Genomic DNA, 14,571 nt, shown 5'->3' on the forward strand with positions numbered 1-14,571 from the left:
AGTTGCGTATTAGGTAGTCAGCGTACGCAGCAAATTCTTATAGTCCTCGCGGATGTCCGCGTCGGATTCCTTAAGTTCAGCAATCTTACGACAAGCATGCAATACCGTCGTGTGATCGCGGCCGCCAAAGGCATCACCAATTTCCGGCAAGCTGTGGTTGGTCAGCTCTTTCGATAAGGCCATCGCTACCTGACGGGGGCGAGCGACCGAACGCGAACGACGCTTGGACAGCAGGTCGGAAATCTTGATCTTGTAGTACTCGGCCACCGTGCGCTGGATGTTGTCGATGCTGACCAGCTTGTCCTGCAGCGCCAACAGATCCTTGAGCGATTCGCGAATCAGCTCGATGGTAATGTCGCGGCCCATGAAGTGCGAGTGAGCAATCACCCGCTTCAAGGCACCTTCCAGCTCACGTACGTTGGAACGAATGCGCTGGGCAATAAAGAAGGCGGCGTCATGCGGCAGATCGACTTTGGCCTGGTCGGCCTTCTTCATCAAAATCGCCACGCGGGTTTCCAGCTCAGGCGGCTCGACGGCCACCGTCAGGCCCCAACCGAAACGCGATTTCAGGCGCTCTTCCAACCCTTCGATTTCTTTCGGGTAACGGTCGCTGGTGAGAATCACCTGCTGACCACCTTCAAGCAGCGCGTTGAAGGTGTGGAAGAACTCTTCCTGGGAACGCTCTTTCTTGGCGAAGAATTGAATGTCGTCGATCAGCAGCGCATCGACCGAACGGTAGAAGCGCTTGAATTCGTTGATTGCGTTCAGCTGCAACGCCTTGACCATGTCCGCGACGAAACGCTCGGAATGCAGGTACACCACCTTGGCATTCGGGTTCTTCGCCAGCAGGTGGTTGCCCACCGCATGCATCAAGTGGGTCTTACCCAAGCCGACGCCACCATAAAGGAACAGCGGGTTGTAACCGTGCTTGGGGTTGTCCGCCACCTGCCAGGCTGCCGCACGGGCCAGCTGGTTGGATTTACCTTCGACGAAGTTATCGAAGGTAAAGGTGCGATTCAGATAACTGGTGTGCTTCAAGCCGCCTTCGACCTGCACCGAACGTTCAGTACGCGCTGGGGCCTGCTGACTGGCGGCACCGGCCATCGGATCAAAGCTGGCGCGTGAAGGTTCGGCCTGGCTATTAACAGCGGCGGTGGTAGTGGGCGCTGGTGGCGGATTATTGGCAACCGGCACGGAGGCGCTGACGGCAGCCCGAGGGGCGGCGCTGCGTTTGCTGCCTATTAATAAGGAGAGTGCCGGCACCAGACCGTTAGTCCGCTCGCTCAGCAACTCCAGCAGACGGCTGAGGTACTTATCGTTGACCCAGTCGAGGACAAAACGGTTCGGCGCATAAACGCGAAGCTCGTCGCCTTCGGCTTCGACCTGCAGTGGACGGATCCAGGTGTTGAATTGCTGAGCAGGTAGCTCATCGCGCAGAAGCTCGACGCACTGCTGCCAAAGTTCCACAGACACGGACATCCCCTAAATCGAAAGGCGGTGAGGCAAAAACAGCCGTCATTGTAGCCGCCAAGGCTTGAGTTATCCACACGTACGCTTGCTTATGAGCAAGTAAAATCAAGGTGTTATTGGCTTTCTGCACGAATAACGCAAACTCGATAAAGGCTGTGGATAACCGCCCACAAGCCCATCGGATAAACCAGGGTCAAACCCGGTGGAAAACCCTGCTGTGGGTAAAAGGCCATTCCATCCTCAGCTTATGCGCTGCTTCCACACAGCTGCAGCACCTCTTTTCGACAGACTTACTCTGCGCTGAACAGCCTTAAATCATTGACGTTCAAGCACTTATGCACAGATAGAGGGCAAGCTAATAGTTACTAACACTACAAAAGATCTTTAAATATTCTCTTCTTTATATTTCTTTATGCAGGAAAAGCCTGGTTGGAAATTGACCTGACCCTCGGGTTTCTCTAGAATTGCCGGTCTCTTAAAACGGGGGCCATTCCGGCCCGTAGTCGACCACCCAGGTACCGCATCATGAAACGTACTTTCCAACCCAGCACTATCAAACGCGCTCGCACCCACGGTTTCCGTGCTCGTATGGCCACCAAGAACGGCCGTGCTGTCCTGTCGCGTCGCCGCGCCAAGGGCCGTAAGCGTCTCGCCGTCTAATTTTCGGTCTTGTGGTGAGTCGAGACTTCAGTCGGGAAAAGCGTCTGCTAACCCCCCGGCAATTCAAGGCAGTCTTCGACTCCCCTAGCGGCAAAGCTCCGGGCAAAAATGTCCTGCTGCTGGCGCGCAACAATGACCTTGATCACCCCCGTCTGGGTTTGGTGATCGGTAAGAAGAGCGTCAAGCTCTCGGTTGAGCGCAATCGCCTGAAACGCCAGATCCGCGAATCGTTCCGTCTCAACCAGGACAACCTGGTGGGATGGGACATCGTGGTGGTGGCGCGTAAAGGCCTCGGCGATCTGGAAAATGTCGAACTGGCCCGCCAGTTTGGCAAGCTCTGGAAACGACTCGAGCGCAGCAAGCCAAGCCCGCAAGCCGAAACCGGGGTAAGCGACAGTCCCCATGCGTAAACTGGCTTTGCTTCCCATCCAGTTCTACCGCTACGCCATCAGCCCTTTGATGGCCAGTCACTGTCGCTTTTACCCAAGCTGCTCTTGCTACGCGCAGGAAGCCATAGAACAACATGGCGTCATGCGCGGTGGCTGGCTGACCGTGCGTCGGCTCGGCCGCTGTCACCCGTGGAATGCCGGTGGCTACGACCCGGTTCCCCTCGCAAAAACCTCCCGTTCCTCTTCGATGGCCGAATAATCATGGATATTCAACGCTCGATCCTGATCGTCGCCCTGGCAATCGTGTCCTATATGATGGTTCTCCAGTGGAACCAGGACTACGGTCAAGCGGCCCTGCCGACTGAAATTGCCGCGACCAGCAGCACTGTCCCGGGTCTGCCGGACACGCCTGCAGCCACCGCAGCTTCTGCTGGCGGTGATGATATTCCGAGCACTGCCGCGCCAATCGAAGCGGGCTCGGTCAGTGCCACCGCCGCAGTCGCCAACGACGAACTGATTCGGGTAAAAACCGATGTCCTCGATCTGGCCATCGACCCACGCGGCGGTGACGTGGTGCAACTGCGCTTGCCGCAGTACCCGCGTCGTCAGGACCGTCCAGACGTGCCATTCCAGCTGTTCGATAACGGTGGCGAACGCACTTACCTGGCGCAAAGCGGTTTGATCGGGACTAACGCCCCGGACAAATCCAGCGGCCGTGCCCTGTGGAGCAGCGCGCAGAAGAGCTACGAACTGGCCGACGGTCAAGAGCAACTGCAAGTTGACCTGACCCTCAGCGAAGACGGCGTCAACTACATCAAGCGCTTCACCTTCAAGCGTGGCTTGAACGCCGAGTGCTCGAGCAAGCAGCAACAGCAGAAAAAGCCGGGTTGCGTAGACCCGTCGTCGTATCAGGTGACTGTCAGCTACCTGATCGACAACCAGAGCAGCACCGCCTGGAGCGGCAACATGTTTGCCCAGCTCAAGCGTGATGGCAGCGACGATCCGTCCTCCACCACCGCAACCGGCACCGCGACTTACCTGGGTGGTGCACTCTGGACCACCGAAGAGCCGTACAAAAAAGTGTCGATGAAAGATATCGACAAACAAGCCTTCAAAGAAACCGTTCAAGGAGGCTGGGTTGCCTGGCTACAGCATTACTTCGTCACTGCCTGGATTCCAAGCAAAGACAGCACTAACCAAATACAGACCCGTAAAGACAGCCAAGGCAACTACATTGTCGGCTTTACCGGCCCGGCCCTTCAGGTTGCTGCCGGCGCTCAAGGCGAAACCAGTGCAGTTCTGTATGCCGGCCCGAAGCTACAAGGTCATCTGAAAACCCTGTCGCCCGGTCTTGAGCTGACGGTCGACTACGGCATTCTGTGGTTCCTCGCTCAGCCGATCTTCTGGCTGCTGGAAGTTATCCACAACCTGCTGGGTAACTGGGGTTGGTCGATCATCATGTTGACCGTGATCATCAAACTGATCTTCTTCCCACTCTCGGCCGCCAGCTACAAGTCGATGGCGCGTATGCGTGCCGTGGCCCCGAAACTGGCGCAGCTGAAAGAGCAGTTCGGTGACGATCGCCAGAAGATGTCCCAGGCGATGATGGAGCTGTACAAGAAAGAGAAGATCAACCCGCTGGGCGGCTGCCTGCCGATCCTGGTGCAGATGCCGGTTTTCCTCGCGCTGTACTGGGTGCTGCTGGAAAGCGTGGAAATGCGCCAGGCCCCGTGGCTGCTGTGGATAACTGACCTGGCGATCAAAGACCCGTTCTTTATCCTGCCGATCATCATGGGCGCGACCATGTTTATCCAGCAGCAGCTCAACCCGACGCCGCCGGACCCGATGCAAGCCAAGGTACTGAAGATGATGCCGATCATTTTCACCTTCTTCTTCCTCTGGTTCCCGGCTGGTCTGGTGCTGTACTGGGTGGTCAACAACGTCTTGTCGATCGCACAGCAGTGGTACATTACCCGCAAGATCGAAGCCGCAGCCAAGGCCGCTGAAGCCTAAGTCGCACAAGCTTCTAAGCTGGATAAAACGCCCCTCTTCAGGGGCGTTTTGCTATGTCGTATCTGGAGACCCGCATGCAAACAGCCCGTGAAACCATTGCCGCCGTTGCCACCGCCCAAGGCCGTGGCGGCGTCGGTATCGTGCGTGTGTCCGGCCCACTGGCAGGAACACTGGCTGAGGCGATCTGCCGGCGTGAACTGAAGCCGCGCTATGCGCATTACGGCCCGTTCTTCGCCGACGCCGAACAGGTGCTGGATGAAGGCCTGGCGCTGTACTTTCCCGGACCGAACTCGTTTACCGGCGAAGACGTACTGGAACTGCAGGGGCATGGCGGCCCAGTGGTGCTCGACCTGCTGCTGCGTCGCTGTGTACAACTCGGCGCACGACTGGCGCGCCCGGGAGAGTTCAGCGAACGCGCCTTTCTCAATGACAAGCTCGACCTGGCGCAAGCCGAAGCAATTGCCGACCTGATCGAGGCCAGCTCCGAGCAGGCCGCGCGCAATGCCCTGCGTTCGCTGCAGGGCGAGTTCTCCCGTCGTGTGCATGGCCTGACCGAGCGGCTGATCAGCCTGCGCATCTATGTCGAAGCGGCCATCGACTTCCCGGAAGAAGAAATCGACTTTCTCGCCGATGGTCATGTGCTCAACCTGCTCGATGGCGTGCGCACCGATCTAACGGGTGTGCTGCGTGAGGCCGGTCAGGGTGCCCTGCTGCGCGATGGCATGACCGTGGTGATTGCCGGTAGGCCGAATGCCGGAAAATCCAGCTTGCTCAACGCCCTGGCCGGTCGCGAGGCCGCTATCGTCACCGAGATCGCCGGCACCACCCGCGACGTGCTGCGCGAACATATCCACATCGATGGCATGCCGCTGCACGTAGTGGACACTGCCGGCTTGCGTGACACCGAGGATCAGGTCGAACGCATCGGCGTCGAGCGTGCGCTGAAAGCCATTGGTGAAGCCGACCGCATCCTGCTGGTGGTGGATGCCACAGCCCCCGAAGCCGACGACCCCTTTGCCCTGTGGCCGGAGTTTCTCGACCAACACCCTGATCCGGCCAAGGTCACCCTGATTCGCAACAAGGCCGACCTGTCTGGCGAGTCGGTGGTGCTGGAAGTCTGCAATGATGGCCACGTCACCATCAGCCTGTCGGCCAAATCCGCTGAGGGTCTGGATCTGCTCAGAGAACACCTCAAGGCCTGTATGGGCTATGAACAGACCTCAGAGAGCAGCTTTAGCGCGCGCAGACGCCACCTGGAGGCGCTACGCCAGGCCGCCACTCACCTTGAGCACGGCCACGCCCAGTTGACCTTGGCTGGGGCTGGCGAACTGCTCGCTGAAGACCTGCGTATGGCTCAGCAAGCCCTGGGCGAAATCACCGGGGCCTTCAGCTCCGATGACCTACTGGGTCGAATCTTTTCCAGTTTTTGTATTGGTAAGTAGCCACGGAGTGGCCTCGCATGAAATTCCAACCGTTATTGTCCGGTACCGCGCTAGTGCTTCTGCACGGTCCGCTGCTTGCCGCGGGCATGGACTGTAGGCTTGCCGCTACAACGAGCGAGCAAACCATCTGTGCGAGCCCCAACCTATACCGACTCGACCAGCGCATGGGAGAGCTCTACAGCAATCTGGCAAAGGGTTATCCACAGAAGCTTCCTGCATTACGGCAGACACAACGAGCCTGGCTGAAACAGCGCGATCGATGCTTGGCTGTCGAGGACTGCCTGACGCAAGAGTACGACCAGCGCTTGGCCGCTTTACATGTGCAGTTGCGTGATCACCTTGCCTACCAGCCGGATGATATCGATCGGCTGGCTCTGGAGGATCTGCGCCTGGCCGTCGAACAGACAAGCCAGAGCAACACGGAGTTTCCTCTCGAGTCGGTACTGGAAAGTCTGCTGATCACGTCGGGGGAAACCCGCTTCAACAACGTCAGTAACGATCAGAGTTCCTCGTCAGAATCGGCTCGTTTCCCCATGCAACGTCCGGATGGCGTCAGCGCGGACGAATGGCAGGCCCTACTGGCCTCAGAAGTCGAAACCATCGGTGAGAACGGCAACACCAGCTATACCCTGATCGACCTGAATGGCGATGGCCTGCGCGACCTGATAATCGACACCTACTACGGTGGCACCGGGTTGTTCTCTTATATAGGTACGCTGCAACGCAGCGGCGAGCGTTTTTTCAGTAGCCGGCCAGTTGATCACAACAACCGTTCCGAGGAAGACCCACCCGGTTATCTCTATTCGCTGAATGGACGTGGCGCCAATCAGGCGGCTTACTGGATAGAACTGCGCGGACGGCGCTATGCCGCCTACCATGTTGGCTACTACGGCATCGACTATCTCTATCTGCTGCCCCCGCTGGCTCTGGCAGGACAGGTGCCTACCCTGACCCTGAATTATCGCTACCAATTATCCATCCCAAGGATTCAGACAGATGATGCTGCAGCCACTCAGATCGAATTGAGCGAGGTGCATCACGCGGCGCTGACCCACGCCCTGAGCCTTGTCGATGCCGAACCCGGCAACCTTGACGGCCCGCTCTGCCCGATCCCTGCGGGTACGCAGGAAGATCGGCTTGGTGCCTATTACGGCTTTGGACCTGGGCACTACACCTATGAAGTCGTCACCGATATGGCCGTCATCCTCGATGGTTACTGCCACGTAGCCAGGTTGGCGAACTGGTTCGGTAGCTATTCTGCCAAACAGGGATTGCACGCGCAGCTGTGGATAAAGCGGCCTGGTTCGGATAGCGAAGGTCAGGTTTACCAGGTGCACGGTCGGCGCCAGATCAAAAACGCTGCAGCCTCGATAGGCCGAGTAGAGGGTGACAACGGCTTCTAACCCTATCCTTCTAAGCGACGCAGCGTAGTAGCTTGATGCGCCTGTAGGCCTGCTTGGCTGATGGGTTACGGCGCATCTGAAACCCTCTTGAATCTAACATTCCCTTTCTGCGGCTACTAAAACCTCATTTATGTCGTCCAGGCAGGCATTCGCCTGGGCGAAATATGGGCGGCCAAGCACTTATTAATCCATCTAAGCCCTGTGGAAAACCGGCCCTAAGCCCTGCCTATAACCCGGTGATAAAACGGAGGATAACCGCCCCTGTGGATAACCATCTATTTCATCCACAGCTTGCGTACGGCAACTGAACAGGCAGATGGCAGGATCAGCACAGACTTTTTAAACGCTGTAAGTATTGAATCCATTGACCTGTAGCGATCTATCCACAGAAAAGCCGTTGCTAAGTAATAAACATATAAACAAGGCTTTATAAAAATTCTCTCTTTTATTCTTTATTAACCGAACGACTTGCATGGCACCCAAGGCAGCTGGCTATTTTTTGTGCAAAAGGCTTCTTTCACACCGGCTAAATCCCTATACTTGCCGCCTTTCCCGCTTTTCAAACCAAAAAGCCCCCCATTTCTCAACAGGCACGAGGTGCGTGGTGGATTTCCCTTCCCGTTTTCAGGTGATCGTCATCGGCGGCGGTCATGCCGGTACCGAGGCTGCGCTGGCAGCTGCACGCATGGGGGTAAAAACCCTGCTGCTGACCCATAACGTGGAAACACTTGGGCAGATGAGCTGCAACCCGGCCATTGGCGGGATTGGCAAGAGCCATCTGGTCAAGGAAATCGACGCCCTCGGCGGTGCCATGGCTGAAGCCACCGACAAAGGTGGTATCCAGTTCCGCGTGCTCAACAGCCGTAAAGGCCCAGCGGTACGCGCCACTCGTGCCCAGGCCGATCGGGTGCTGTACAAAGCCGCTATCCGTGAAACCCTGGAAAACCAGGCCAACCTGTGGATATTTCAGCAGGCAGCCGATGACCTGATCGTCGATAACGACGAAGTCAAAGGCGTAGTCACCCAGATGGGCCTGCGTTTCCTCGCGGATTCCGTAGTGTTGACCACGGGTACCTTCCTCGGTGGACTTATCCACATAGGCCTGCAGAACTACTCCGGCGGTCGTGCCGGTGATCCACCCTCAATCGCCCTGGCCCATCGCCTGCGTGAATTGCCGCTGCGCGTTGGTCGTTTGAAAACCGGTACGCCACCCCGCATCGACGGCCGTTCGGTGGACTTCTCGGTAATGACCGAGCAGCCGGGCGATACGCCAACGCCGCTGATGTCCTTCCTCGGGCGTGCCGAGCAGCAACCACGGCAGGTCAGCTGCTGGATCACCCACACCAACGCGCGTACTCACGAAATCATCGCGGCCAACCTCGATCGCTCGCCGATGTACTCAGGCGTGATCGAGGGCGTCGGTCCCCGCTATTGCCCGTCGATCGAAGACAAGATCCACCGCTTCGCCGACAAGGACAGCCACCAGGTATTTATCGAGCCCGAAGGCTTGAATACCCATGAGCTGTACCCGAATGGTATCTCCACCTCGCTGCCGTTCGATGTGCAATTGCAGATCGTGCGCAGCATCCGCGGCATGGAGAACGCCCATATCGTGCGCCCCGGCTACGCCATCGAGTACGACTACTTCGACCCGCGTGACCTCAAGTACAGCCTGGAAACCAAGGTGATTGCCGGGCTGTTCTTCGCCGGGCAGATCAACGGCACCACCGGCTACGAAGAAGCCGGTGCCCAGGGTTTGCTCGCGGGCTGCAACGCCGCGCTGCGCGCGCAGGGCAAGGACAGTTGGTGTCCGCGTCGTGATGAGGCCTACATCGGCGTGCTGGTCGATGACCTGATCACCCTGGGTACCCAGGAGCCGTACCGCATGTTCACTTCGCGCGCCGAATACCGGTTGATCCTGCGCGAAGACAACGCCGACCTGCGCCTGACCGAGAAAGGTCGCGAGCTGGGCTTGGTCGATGATGTGCGTTGGGCCGCGTTCGAAACCAAGCGCGAAGCCATCGTGCAGGAAGAACAACGGCTGAAAAGCAGCTGGGTGCGCCCAGGCACACCCCAGGGTGATGCAATTGCCGCGTATTTCGGTACGCCGCTGACCCACGAATACAACCTGCTCAACCTGCTGTCGCGCCCGGAAATCGATTACGCCGGCCTGATCTCCATCACCGGCGGCGGGGCGCAAGACCCGCAAGTGGCCGAGCAGGTCGAGATCAAGACCAAGTACGCCGGTTATATCGACCGCCAGCAGGACGAAATCGCCCGCCTGCGCGCCAGTGAAGACACCAAGCTGCCTCTCGATATCGACTACGCAGGGATTTCCGGGCTGTCCAAGGAAATCCAGCACAAGCTTGGTAACACTCGCCCGGAAACTCTGGGCCAGGCCTCGCGGATTCCCGGCGTCACTCCGGCAGCGATTTCCCTGCTGCTGATCCACCTGAAAAAGCGCACTGCCGGTCAGCAGTTGGAGCACAGCGCCTGATGTCTCTGGTCACCGCCCGTCACGCCGAAGAACTGCGCCAGGGTGCCATTGAGCTGGGCGTCGAACTCAGCACTGAGCAGCACGAGCAGTTGCTGGCCTACCTGGCCCTGCTGATCAAGTGGAACAAGGCCTACAACCTCACCGCGGTGCGCGATCCCAATGAAATGGTCTCGCGCCATCTGCTCGACAGCCTGTCTGTGGTGCCTTTCGTCACCGAGGCTGGGGATAATTGGCTGGATGTCGGCAGCGGCGGCGGCATGCCTGGGATTCCCCTGGCCATCCTGTTTCCCGAGCGGCAGTTCACCCTGCTGGATTCCAACGGCAAGAAGACTCGCTTCCTGACTCAGGTGAAGCTGGAGTTGAAACTGGCCAACCTGCAAGTTATCCACAGCCGCGTTGAAGAGTTCCGTCCCGAGCAGCCATTCAGCGGTATCTGTTCACGGGCGTTCAGTTCGCTGGAGGATTTCAGCAACTGGACCCGGCACCTAGGCAACGGTGATACCCAGTGGTTGGCGATGAAAGGCGTACACCCAGATGACGAGCTGCAGGCCCTGCCTGCGGACTTCCGTCTCACGGCCACTCATGTGCTCAAGGTTCCCGGTTGCCAAGGTCAGCGCCATCTGCTGATACTGCGTCGCTCGGTCTAGGGGGAACGCAGCATGGCTAAGGTATTCGCAATCGCTAACCAGAAAGGCGGCGTGGGCAAAACCACCACCTGCATCAATCTGGCTGCCTCGCTGGTGGCGACCAAGCGCCGTGTGCTGCTGATCGACCTCGATCCCCAGGGCAACGCGACCATGGGCAGCGGCGTGGATAAACACGGCCTTGAGCACTCGATCTACGACGTGCTGATCGGCGAGTGCAACCTGGTCGATGCCATGCAGTTCTCCGAGCACGGCGGTTATCAGCTGCTGCCGGCCAACCGCGACCTGACCGCTGCCGAAGTCTCGCTGCTGGAAATGAAAATGAAGGAAAGCCGCCTGCGTTATGCGTTGGCGCCGATCCGCGAGAATTACGATTACATCTTGATCGACTGCCCGCCGGCGTTGTCGATGCTTACGGTTAACGCCCTGGTGGCCGCCGATGGCGTGATCATCCCGATGCAGTGCGAGTACTACGCGCTTGAGGGTTTGAGCGACCTGGTCAACAGCATCCAGCGCATCGCCGAGCTATTGAACCCCAAGCTGAAGATCGAAGGCCTGCTGCGCACCATGTACGACCCGCGCATCAGCCTGACCAACGATGTTTCGGCGCAGCTCAAACAACACTTCCCCGATCAGCTCTACGACGTGGTCATCCCGCGTAACGTGCGCCTGGCCGAGGCACCGAGCTTCGGCATGCCGGCACTGGTGTACGACAAGCAATCCCGTGGTGCCATTGCCTACCTGGCCCTGGCCGGCGAACTGGTCCGCCGCCAGCGCGCCAGTGCCCACACCGCAACCGCATAAGGAAATTCGCATGGCGCTGAAAAAACGAGGACTGGGACGCGGTTTGGACGCTCTGCTGGGCGGCACCAGTGTCAGTGCGTTGCAGGAAGAAGCCGCGCAGGTCGATAGCCGTGAACTGCAATACGTGCCGCTGGACCTGATTCAGCGCGGCAAATACCAGCCACGCCGCGACATGGATTCGACCGCTCTGGAAGAACTGGCGCAGTCGATCAAATCCCATGGCGTGATGCAGCCCATCGTGGTGCGGCCGATTGGTGGCGGGCGCTTCGAGATCGTCGCCGGTGAACGCCGCTGGCGTGCCAGTCAGCAAGCCGGCCTGGACAAGATTCCGGCCATGGTTCGCGAACTGCCGGACGAAGCCGCCATCGCCATGGCGCTGATCGAGAACATCCAGCGCGAAGACCTCAATCCGATTGAGGAAGCCATGGCCCTGCAGCGCTTGCAGCAGGAGTTTCAGCTGACCCAGCAGCAAGTGGCCGAAGCGGTGGGCAAATCGCGGGTGACCATCACCAACCTGTTGCGCCTGATTGCGTTGCCGGAAGAGATCAAGATCCTGCTGTCCCACGGTGACCTGGAAATGGGTCATGCCCGCGCCCTGCTCGGTTTACCGGCGGAACAGCAGACTGAAGGTGCGCGACATGTTGTCGCACGCGGCCTTACCGTGCGCCAAACCGAGGCACTGGTACGCCAGTGGTTGAACAGCAAAGAGAAGCCTGCGGCAGTCGCCAAGGTTGACCCGGACATCACCCGTCTGGAGCAGCGCCTGGCTGAGCGCCTGGGCTCTCCGGTGCAGATCAAGCATGGGCAGAAGGGCAAAGGTCAGCTGGTGATCAGTTACAGCTCGCTGGATGAATTGCAGGGTGTGCTGGCTCACATTCGCTGAAACAATTGGCTGTGTAGCGACTAGTCGGAAATCACTACCGGACAGTTGAACAGGGGGGGAAGCGCCCCTATACTCTGCGCGCATTTCGTCGGCACAAAGTATGCCAAGTTATTGATTTTTTGGGTGCCGACGCCCGAGTTCAGATTCCAGGAAAACATGATGGATGTCCGCATGCAGAATCGCCTGCCCTTCCATCGTCTAGCTGTTTTCCCGGTGCTGATGACGCAGCTGGTGGTCGTGCTGCTCATGGCAGCAGTGCTCTGGCAGTGGAAAGGCGTTGTAGCGGGTTATTCAGGGTTGTGCGGTGGCTTGATTGCCTGGCTACCGAATATGTATTTCGCCCACAAGGCGTTCCGTTTCAGTGGAGCGCGGGCCGCTCAAGCCATCGTCCGGTCTTTTTATGCCGGTGAGGCGGGCAAGCTTATTTTGACGGCAGCGTTGTTTACGCTGACGTTCGCAGGAGTGAAACCTTTGGCGCCGCTGGCGGTATTTGCGGTGTTCTTCGTGACCCAACTGGTCAACTGGTTTTCGCCACTGCTGATGAGAAAAAGACTTTCGAGACCTTAAGGCGTTTGAGGCAAACATGGCAGAACAAACCGCTTCGGGCTATATCCAGCACCACCTGCAGAACCTGACCTACGGGCAACTGCCGAATGGTGATTGGGGCTTTGCCCACACCGCACAAGAAGCCAAAGAAATGGGTTTTTGGGCGTTCCACGTCGATACCCTCGGCTGGTCCGTTGCCCTCGGCCTGCTTTTCGTCCTGCTGTTCCGCATGGCAGCGAAGAAGGCGACTTCCGGTCAACCTGGCGCACTGCAGAACTTCGTAGAAGTGCTGGTTGACTTCGTCGATGGCAGCGTCAAGGACAGCTTCCACGGTCGTAGCCCGGTGATTGCACCGCTGGCACTGACCATTTTTGTCTGGGTGTTCCTGATGAACGCCATCGACCTGATCCCGGTCGACTGGATTCCTCAAGTGGCCATGCTGGTGTCCGGCAACGAACATGTGTTCTTCCGTGCCGTACCGACCACCGACCCGAACGCCACCCTGGCTATGGCCTTCTCGGTGTTCGCCCTGATCATTTTCTACAGCATCAAGGTCAAGGGGCTCAAAGGCTTTATCGGCGAGCTGACCCTGCACCCGTTCGGCAGCAAGAACCTGCTGGTGCAGGCACTGCTGATTCCGGTCAACTTCCTGCTTGAATTCGTCACCCTGATCGCCAAGCCGATTTCCCTGGCTCTGCGTCTGTTCGGCAACATGTACGCCGGCGAGCTGGTGTTCATCCTGATTGCGGTGATGTTCGGCAGCGGCTTGCTCTGGCTGAGTGCCCTGGGCGTTGCCTTGCAGTGGGCGTGGGCGGTATTCCACATCCTGATCATCACCCTGCAAGCGTTCATCTTCATGATGCTGACCATCGTCTACCTGTCGATGGCGCACGAAGACAACCACTAAGAGCGTTTCGGCGCTCGCAGTGGACGCCCGCAAGGGCACTAGAAGTAGCGATTTTGCTTTACCGCTTTACCTTAGAAAACCTTAACCAATACGACATAAAAAGTCGGGAGGAAAGATGGAAACTGTAGTTGGTCTGACCGCTATCGCTGTAGCACTGCTGATTGGCCTGGGTGCCCTGGGTACCGCCATTGGTTTCGGCCTGCTGGGCGGCAAGTTCCTGGAAGGCGCTGCGCGTCAGCCGGAAATGGTTCCGATGCTGCAAGTGAAAATGTTCATCGTCGCTGGTCTGCTCGACGCCGTGACCATGATCGGTGTTGGTATCGCACTGTTCTTCACCTTCGCGAACCCCTTCGTTGGTCAAATCGCAGGCTAATTCACTCGTTTTCGAGTGAATTGGTTTGATGGACAACGAACGAGCGAGGTGTTGGCGTGAACATTAATGCAACCCTGATTGGCCAATCCGTTGCCTTCTTCATCTTCGTGCTGTTCTGCATGAAGTACGTGTGGCCTCCGGTCATTACGGCTTTGCAAGAACGTCAGAAGAAGATCGCAGACGGCCTGGACGCTGCTAGCCGTGCGGCTCGTGACCTGGAGTTGGCCCAAGAGAAAGTGGGTCAGCAACTGCGCGAAGCCAAAGGCCAAGCAGCCGAGATCATTGAGCAAGCCAAGAAACGCGGTACCCAGATCGTCGACGAAGCCCGTGAACAGGCCCGTATCGAAGCTGACCGTGTGAAGGCTCAGGCTCAGGCCGAGATCGAACAGGAAATCAACGGTGTCAAAGACGCGCTGCGTGCCCAATTGGGTAGCCTGGCCGTTAGCGGTGCCGAGAAGATCCTGGGCGCATCTATCGACCAAAACGCGCATGCGGAGCTGGTTTCCAAACTGGCAGCCGAAATTTAAGCGAGGGCGCGAT

General features: G+C 58.2%; 15 protein-coding genes. 14 read left to right on the forward strand and 1 reads right to left on the reverse strand.

Annotation, left to right across the window (positions count from 1 at the left end):
• Positions 1-9 precede the first annotated feature (9 nt).
• The gene (gene dnaA / locus WBK23_RS00430; RefSeq protein WP_424482044.1) at positions 10-1,473 is read right to left on the reverse strand and encodes a chromosomal replication initiator protein DnaA; all 1,464 of its coding nucleotides are present in this window, start codon (positions 1,471-1,473) and stop codon (positions 10-12) included.
• 522 nt (positions 1,474-1,995) lie between these two features.
• On the opposite strand from dnaA, the gene rpmH reads away from it, so the two are divergent.
• The 14 genes from rpmH to WBK23_RS00500 all read left to right on the forward strand — a co-directional run bounded on the left by rpmH (position 1,996) and on the right by WBK23_RS00500 (position 14,558).
• Entirely contained in the window at positions 1,996-2,130 is a 135-nt protein-coding gene (gene rpmH / locus WBK23_RS00435; RefSeq protein WP_002551315.1) for a 50S ribosomal protein L34, read from the forward strand.
• 11 nt (positions 2,131-2,141) lie between these two features.
• Positions 2,142-2,540 carry a ribonuclease P protein component gene (gene rnpA / locus WBK23_RS00440; protein WP_424482045.1) on the forward strand — a complete coding sequence of 133 codons (399 nt, stop codon included), beginning with the start codon at positions 2,142-2,144 and terminating at the stop codon, positions 2,538-2,540.
• Complete coding sequence (gene yidD / locus WBK23_RS00445; protein WP_424482046.1) at positions 2,533-2,778, forward strand: membrane protein insertion efficiency factor YidD; 246 nt, start codon at positions 2,533-2,535, stop codon at positions 2,776-2,778. Before rnpA ends, yidD begins: the two co-directional genes overlap by 8 nt.
• Before the next feature lie 2 nt (positions 2,779-2,780).
• Positions 2,781-4,532, forward strand: a complete 1,752-nt coding sequence (gene yidC / locus WBK23_RS00450; RefSeq protein WP_424482047.1) for a membrane protein insertase YidC — start codon at positions 2,781-2,783, stop codon at positions 4,530-4,532.
• Between the two features lie 74 nt (positions 4,533-4,606).
• Positions 4,607-5,974 (forward strand): tRNA uridine-5-carboxymethylaminomethyl(34) synthesis GTPase MnmE, encoded by a 1,368-nt coding sequence (gene mnmE / locus WBK23_RS00455; protein ID WP_424482048.1) that lies wholly within the window; start codon positions 4,607-4,609, stop codon positions 5,972-5,974.
• Positions 5,975-5,991: 17 nt separating this feature from the next.
• On the forward strand, positions 5,992-7,377 hold the full coding sequence (locus WBK23_RS00460) for a lysozyme inhibitor LprI family protein (protein ID WP_424482049.1): 1,386 nt from the start codon (positions 5,992-5,994) through the stop codon (positions 7,375-7,377).
• 604 nt (positions 7,378-7,981) lie between these two features.
• On the forward strand, positions 7,982-9,874 hold the full coding sequence (mnmG, locus tag WBK23_RS00465; protein WP_424482050.1) for a tRNA uridine-5-carboxymethylaminomethyl(34) synthesis enzyme MnmG: 1,893 nt from the start codon (positions 7,982-7,984) through the stop codon (positions 9,872-9,874).
• Positions 9,874-10,521, forward strand: a complete 648-nt coding sequence (gene rsmG, locus WBK23_RS00470; RefSeq protein WP_424482051.1) for a 16S rRNA (guanine(527)-N(7))-methyltransferase RsmG — start codon at positions 9,874-9,876, stop codon at positions 10,519-10,521. Before mnmG ends, rsmG begins: the two co-directional genes overlap by 1 nt.
• A gap of 12 nt (positions 10,522-10,533) precedes the next feature.
• The gene (locus WBK23_RS00475; RefSeq protein WP_424482052.1) at positions 10,534-11,322 is read left to right on the forward strand and encodes a ParA family protein; all 789 of its coding nucleotides are present in this window, start codon (positions 10,534-10,536) and stop codon (positions 11,320-11,322) included.
• 10 nt (positions 11,323-11,332) lie between these two features.
• Entirely contained in the window at positions 11,333-12,205 is an 873-nt protein-coding gene (locus tag WBK23_RS00480) for a ParB/RepB/Spo0J family partition protein (protein WP_424482053.1), read from the forward strand.
• A gap of 159 nt (positions 12,206-12,364) precedes the next feature.
• Positions 12,365-12,772, forward strand: a complete 408-nt coding sequence (locus tag WBK23_RS00485) for a F0F1 ATP synthase subunit I (RefSeq protein WP_424482054.1) — start codon at positions 12,365-12,367, stop codon at positions 12,770-12,772.
• Between the two features lie 16 nt (positions 12,773-12,788).
• On the forward strand, positions 12,789-13,658 hold the full coding sequence (atpB, locus tag WBK23_RS00490; RefSeq protein ID WP_424482055.1) for a F0F1 ATP synthase subunit A: 870 nt from the start codon (positions 12,789-12,791) through the stop codon (positions 13,656-13,658).
• A gap of 115 nt (positions 13,659-13,773) precedes the next feature.
• The gene (gene atpE / locus WBK23_RS00495) at positions 13,774-14,031 is read left to right on the forward strand and encodes a F0F1 ATP synthase subunit C (protein WP_003097235.1); all 258 of its coding nucleotides are present in this window, start codon (positions 13,774-13,776) and stop codon (positions 14,029-14,031) included.
• Between the two features lie 56 nt (positions 14,032-14,087).
• On the forward strand, positions 14,088-14,558 hold the full coding sequence (locus WBK23_RS00500) for a F0F1 ATP synthase subunit B (protein WP_424482056.1): 471 nt from the start codon (positions 14,088-14,090) through the stop codon (positions 14,556-14,558).
• Positions 14,559-14,571 lie beyond the last annotated feature (13 nt).

The organism is Pseudomonas sp., assembly GCF_049653025.1.
GTDB lineage: Bacteria > Pseudomonadota > Gammaproteobacteria > Pseudomonadales > Pseudomonadaceae > Aquipseudomonas.

Bases quoted from the DNA above. Each gene is read 5' to 3' on its own strand.
- rpmH (WP_002551315.1), top strand. From the start codon at position 1,996: ATGAAACGTACTTTCCAACCCAGCACTATCAAACGCGCTCGCACCCAC.
- yidD (WP_424482046.1), top strand. From the start codon at position 2,533: ATGCGTAAACTGGCTTTGCTTCCCATCCAGTTCTACCGCTACGCCATC.
- yidC (WP_424482047.1), top strand. From the start codon at position 2,781: ATGGATATTCAACGCTCGATCCTGATCGTCGCCCTGGCAATCGTGTCC.
- mnmE (WP_424482048.1), top strand. From the start codon at position 4,607: ATGCAAACAGCCCGTGAAACCATTGCCGCCGTTGCCACCGCCCAAGGC.
- WBK23_RS00460 (WP_424482049.1), top strand. From the start codon at position 5,992: ATGAAATTCCAACCGTTATTGTCCGGTACCGCGCTAGTGCTTCTGCAC.
- rsmG (WP_424482051.1), top strand. From the start codon at position 9,874: ATGTCTCTGGTCACCGCCCGTCACGCCGAAGAACTGCGCCAGGGTGCC.
- WBK23_RS00475 (WP_424482052.1), top strand. From the start codon at position 10,534: ATGGCTAAGGTATTCGCAATCGCTAACCAGAAAGGCGGCGTGGGCAAA.
- WBK23_RS00480 (WP_424482053.1), top strand. From the start codon at position 11,333: ATGGCGCTGAAAAAACGAGGACTGGGACGCGGTTTGGACGCTCTGCTG.
- WBK23_RS00485 (WP_424482054.1), top strand. From the start codon at position 12,365: ATGGATGTCCGCATGCAGAATCGCCTGCCCTTCCATCGTCTAGCTGTT.
- atpB (WP_424482055.1), top strand. From the start codon at position 12,789: ATGGCAGAACAAACCGCTTCGGGCTATATCCAGCACCACCTGCAGAAC.
- atpE (WP_003097235.1), top strand. From the start codon at position 13,774: ATGGAAACTGTAGTTGGTCTGACCGCTATCGCTGTAGCACTGCTGATT.